This is a genomic window from Clostridia bacterium (assembly GCA_012841935.1).
GTDB lineage: Bacteria > Bacillota > Peptococcia > DRI-13 > DTU073 > DUTS01.
On record DUTS01000110.1, the window covers coordinates 1 to 5511 of the forward strand.

Annotated in this window: 4 protein-coding genes; 3 read left to right on the forward strand and 1 reads right to left on the reverse strand. The window is 38.7% G+C overall.

The window, feature by feature from the left end:
* A partial coding sequence (locus GX687_06180; GenBank protein HHX97025.1) for a penicillin-binding protein 1A occupies nt 1-1439 on the reverse strand: 1439 nt, incomplete at its 3' end.
* A 137-nt stretch (nt 1440-1576) separates the two neighbouring features.
* Between GX687_06180 and yunB the strand changes: the two genes are divergently transcribed.
* The 3 genes from yunB to GX687_06195 all read left to right on the forward strand — a co-directional run bounded on the left by yunB (nt 1577) and on the right by GX687_06195 (nt 5219).
* Nucleotides 1577-2254, forward strand: coding sequence for a sporulation protein YunB (gene yunB, locus GX687_06185; protein HHX97026.1), 678 nt, complete (start codon nt 1577-1579; stop codon nt 2252-2254).
* Nucleotides 2255-2326: 72 nt separating this feature from the next.
* Nucleotides 2327-3793 (forward strand): AAA domain-containing protein, encoded by a 1467-nt coding sequence (locus tag GX687_06190; GenBank protein HHX97027.1) that lies wholly within the window; start codon nt 2327-2329, stop codon nt 3791-3793.
* A 1-nt stretch (nt 3794) separates the two neighbouring features.
* Nucleotides 3795-5219, forward strand: coding sequence for a hypothetical protein (locus GX687_06195; GenBank protein HHX97028.1), 1425 nt, complete (start codon nt 3795-3797; stop codon nt 5217-5219).
* The last annotated feature ends 292 nt before the right edge of the window (nt 5220-5511 follow it).

Genomic DNA, 5511 nt, shown 5'->3' on the forward strand with positions numbered 1-5511 from the left:
AAGGCTAAGGAAAGTCCTTTATCATTAGGGTCTCCGCTTTCTACTAAGGTAGTAATACCTAAGCCTTTAATAAAGTTGATACTATCGTTTATACCGATTTTTTGCAGCATTTTTACGGCTACGGTATTTACGGAATGTTGAATTCCGGTACGCATGCTGATTAAACCGCGGTAGCGGTTATCATGGTTTACAAAAGTTTTAAGTTTTCCTCCCCCTAGATCATATTGCTGGGGAAAATCATCTAGAACAGTAGCTGGACCATAGCCTTTTTCTACGGCCGGTCCATAAACAGCTACAGGTTTAATTGCTGAGCCGGGTTGTCGAACTGCATCTACGGCCCTGTTAAATTGACGTTCACCTTGCTGATCTCTGCCACCAATTAAAGCCCAAATTCCCCCGGTGTGGGGATCAAGTACCACCATGGCTGATTGAACAATTTGACCTTTTTTACCTGCTGGAAAATTATTAGGATCAGCATAAACTTTTTCTGCTTCAACTTGAGTTTTTGTATCCATAGTAGTGTAAATGCGATAGCCAGCAGTATAAAAAGAGGAGATATCTGCCTCGGTTAATTTCATTTTATCGATAGCTTCACTAATGACGTAATCTATAAAAGATTGATATTGATAATCATTAGGCTGCAGCCCTACTAAATTGAAAGGTTTATCTTTGGCTTTTTCCGCTTCCTCGGAGGAAATAAAGTTTAAACTAACCATTTCGTTAAGTACAAGGGCTCGGCGTTGTTTTGCTTTTTCTGGGTTTTTGTAAGGAGAATATCTACTTGGGGCATTTACCACACCGGCAAGCATCGCGGCTTCGGCTAAATCTAATTCAGAGGCATCTTTTCCAAAATAGACTTGGGAAGCAGTTTGTAAGCTCCAAGCACCTTCCCCATAATAAACATTATTTAAATAGAAGGTAAGAATTTGTTCTTTGGAATATTTAGCTTCTACTTGAAAAGCGATAAAGAGTTCTTGGATTTTACGTCGGATTTTCTTTTCCGGATTTTTAAGAACAGCATTTTTTACAAGTTGTTGAGTAAGTGTACTACCACCTTGGGCCCCATAACCTTTAGTGATATTGGCAATTATCGCTCCACCTAAACGATAAAGATCTAGACCATGATGTTTTTTGAAACGTTGGTCTTCAATGGCGATAATTGCTTGTTTGATTACTTCGGGAATTTCGTTTTGACTAAGTTCCACTCTGTTTTTGGCAGACCTTACAGGTGTAACTTCTTGATCGTCCTTGTCAAAAAGTAGACTAGGTAAATCACCAGTAATATGATTAAGATCATAAGGTGGTAGTGTAGCCAAGGCTCCTACCACTAAACCTAGTCCTAAACCAACAAAAATAAAGGAAGCTAGTAGGACAATTAATAGTAGTAGACGGCTGTATCTAATCTTTTTTTTGCGGCGACGTCTTTTACTACGTGTCATAAAGGGACACCCCCTAATCATGCTTGCCTTATTATAGCATATTCCATAAAAAAGTTTAACTTGAAGTGAGTTGACACTTTTTGAAAATAGATACATATATATTGATTAAAGAGGGGGATACTGGGGGTTGAAAAGTTTTGCGTTGGTATAAGTCCAGATGGGGATTAAAAAGACGGATCTTTATTGCTCCCGGTATAATTATTTTTTTAATTATATTTTTTTTTAGTCTTGCCGGAATCTTTTTATTCCGCCAATTTGAAAACAATTTAAAACCAACTATATTGTCAGTTGCGGAAATAAAGGCTCATAGTATGGCTGTGGAAGCTATGAATCAAGCATTATATGAACAGGTTTTAATAGATACAGAATATGAAGAATTAATAGCCATCCATAAGGATGCTGCACAAAGGGTAACCTTAATGCAGGCCAATACCGTTAAAATTAGCAGGGTACTAACAAAAGCTGCTTTAGAAATAAAGAAGGTCTTAAATTCTTTGGAAACAGATTCATTTCAGATTCCCGTAGGTCAAGCCCTAGATAGTCCCCTTTTGGCTCATTGGGGACCTCAGCTAAAGGTTAAATTAACACCCCTGGGAACCGTACATGTTAATTTCCTTGATGATTTTCAACAGGCCGGTATAAATCAAACCAGACATCTTCTTTATTTACAAATTAAAACTACTATCCAAATTATTATTCCTTTAGCTACTGAAACTATAGATATTTATAATCAAGTTCCCATTGCCGAGACAATAATAGTAGGAGAGGTGCCTGATACTTATCTTGGTTTGGATGCGGGGTTGTTTACAGATTAATAGAAAAATGGATCACTTAAGCAGGGTTTTTTCATTTCTTTATCGAAATATAATGTAAAAAAGGAGTTTTTTATGAGAAAATTACTTGATTTGATCTATGCCGGTTTTAGAGATGATTGGTCTAAATCTTGTCAGGATGCATTTGCAGAGCTTTACGGTGCACCTGCTGGTAGGTATGCCAAAAGGGCGGAAGATTCAGTAACTATTCGGGCCCCGCAGTTTCGTTCTGGTTCTGTTGGGGTTCCTTTTGCGGCCTTAATTGATCCCTCTAATCCGGATTCGGGTGCTTATGGTGGTATGAGTTTTGTTATTTTTCCTGTAGAGGGTCATCCAGCCTTGATTGCTATGGCTATTGGGACTCAAGGGTTAAGCCCTGATGAGGATGTTTTCGCACGTCCAGGGCATGGTCGTAAAGTGGCTGCTATTTGTAAATGGTTAAATAAGGAGTATGGTGCTGGAGAAATGGTTGCTTGGGCTAAGCAGGATCCCGCACGAATTGATTTGGATATACCGGCTAATGTTAAAAAAATGTTCCCGGAATATCAAACCGTGTTTAATCGCTATGGAAGGGTGATTTATGGTTTTTTTGTTCCTGGTTTAAAAAGACAGGCTGCAATTGATTGTTTAAAGGCTTTTTTAGATTTAATGTTTTCGGAAAGGGGACATCAGCCTTTAAAGGGGGCAGAAGAGGATGCGGCGCGTATAGAGACTGCATACTATTCTCATATATTTCCCGATTGTAGTGAATCTGAAGTTGTTTCCCTATTAAAAGAACGTAAATATGTAATTTTACAGGGGCCTCCAGGGACTGGTAAAACACGACTAGCCTTACGGTTATTAAAAGAAAAATATCAGGGCAGGGGATCTACAATTCAATTTCATCCCAATACTACATATGAAAATTTTATCGGAGGATTAGCACCAGTTCACGGCAAAGGTAATTTGGGGCTGCAATTTGAGCCTAAAAAAGGTTTTCTTATGGAAGCGGTATGTCAAGCGAAAAAGCAAAAGGATAAGCCTTTTTTATTGGTTATTGACGAAATTAATAGGGCTGATTTGGCTAAAGTACTAGGGGAAGCTATTTTTCTTTTTGAGCCTGCGGAAAGTGATCGTATTCTTAAATTACCCTACAAATTTCCGCAGCCGATTAATGATCAACTTGCTTTACCACCTAATCTTCATATTTTGGGAACCATGAATAGCTCTGATAGAAGTATTTCTATTGTAGATATAGCAATACGACGGCGTTTTGCCTTTGTAAAGTTATGGCCACAAATGTCCATAGTTAAAGCCCACGGCTGTGAATTAATGCAAAAGACTTTTAAAGAAATGCTTAATATTTTTACGGAATATGCCGGGGAAGAGGGATTGGATTTAATGCCAGGTCACTCTTATTTTTTGGAAAAGGATGAAAAACGTGCCTTAAAAATGCTTAAAGTTAACTTGGTACCTTTACTTGAAGAGTATATAGCCCAAGGGTATGTTGCTTCTTTCGCGGATACTATTTTAGCTTATTTGCAGTGGTTGGAGAGTATGTAATATGAGTGTAATTAATGTGGGACGACAAACTGCTTGCTTTGAAACAGTGGACAACTCCCATTTGCAATTAGCTGCGGAGTTTTTAATTAGGGGAGCAAAGCCGCGGGATATTCAGGGACAAGCTGCTCGATTGGCTAAACAATTTTTGCGGCAAAATCGAGGTATTTTGCAGGACTTTTCCATAAATAGTAATATTAGTTATGATGGTGATCAGGTAAATATTAATTTATATACTAGTGGGCAAGTGGGTGCCTTTCCTTTATTATCCCCAACCAGCGGTTGTCCGGATTACGGACTGGTAATTAAACCCCGCTTTGGATGGAAAGGTATTGGTCCTTTGTTAGCAGGAATGGGATGGAAAGTCCTGCCTGAGCCTTTACCATTGCCTTTACTTCCTCAATCAGATCGAAAAATACCTTCTTGGGTACTTGCTTCTACTGTTCTTTTTCGACTTCAGAGGCTTTTAGAGAAAATGGAAAGGCGCTTTGAATATACTAAAGCAGATTTGAATGCCCCGCGGGGACAAGTAGATTGGACTAATTATGCTACTACTAAATTGCCTCAATGTGGTTTTTTAAATGTTCCTTGTCGTTTCCCTGATTTACGTGATGACCGGGATTTAAAAGCGGCGATTCATTATACTTTACGGAAGCAATTGGCTGGTTTGGAAAGTCAGCAAGGGGCTGATCTGGTTGTTTTACATTTGATAAGAATATGTCAAAATTTATTGGAAAAGGTACGTGATGTGCCCAGTCGGCGGCCGAATCCAACCATTTTGCACAGTTGGTTATACAAAAAACTAGAGACGACAGCATTTCGTGAAGGTATTCAAGCTGTAGGATGGTCGATAGATGACCGGGGGTTGGCAGGTTTGGGGGATTTGCAGGGGCTGCCGTGGATACTCTCTATGGAACTTTTTTTTGAGGCTTGGGTGGAAACAGTAATAAACAGGATAGCTGCCCGTATTGGAGGAATAGTTAAAAGTGGCCGTCAAAGGCAAACTATTACCCCTTTGAGCTGGTCACCACCTTATTTAGGTTCTCAGCGTTATTTGTTACCAGATCTTGTATTTGAGCGGGATCAAGAAACAATTATTATTGATGCTAAGTATAAAAATCATTGGGAGGAGTTGAATCGTGGTAAGTGGTTTAAGTTAGAGGAAGAATTGCGGGGGCGGCACCGCAATGACTTATTACAGGTATTGGCCTATTCAACTGTCTCAATAAGCAAAAGGGTAGTTTGCTGTTTAATTTATCCTTGTCGACTAGGAACTTGGCGTTCATTATTAAAACGAAAACGGTCTTTTCATAAAGCTTTTGTTCGAGCAGGTTCTCGTCGTGTGGAGCTTGTCTTAACAGCAGTGCCTATGGGGGTGAATATTGAAGATATTTGTCGTGTATTTGAAAAGGCTATTAGTGAAACATAAGTATAAATGTCTTTGTTAAGGTGTTGGTAGTAGAGCTTCGAAGGAACAGCCGAAAACACATGATGATTAGGTTTTTTTTTGTTGACAATATCTGCACGGGTGTGGTATTATCTTGAGTTTTTCAATAAAAATGTTTTAAAAAGGCCTTAAACCCAATACTTAAAAGGGGTTTAAGGCCTTGCGTTTATGTGTACAAGTGTAGTGAAATTTAATTATTTTTTAGCTTTTAAAATATTTTTTATTTCACTTAAAGCCATGATTTTCTTTCCTAGGTCTAGGTTAAATAAACGCT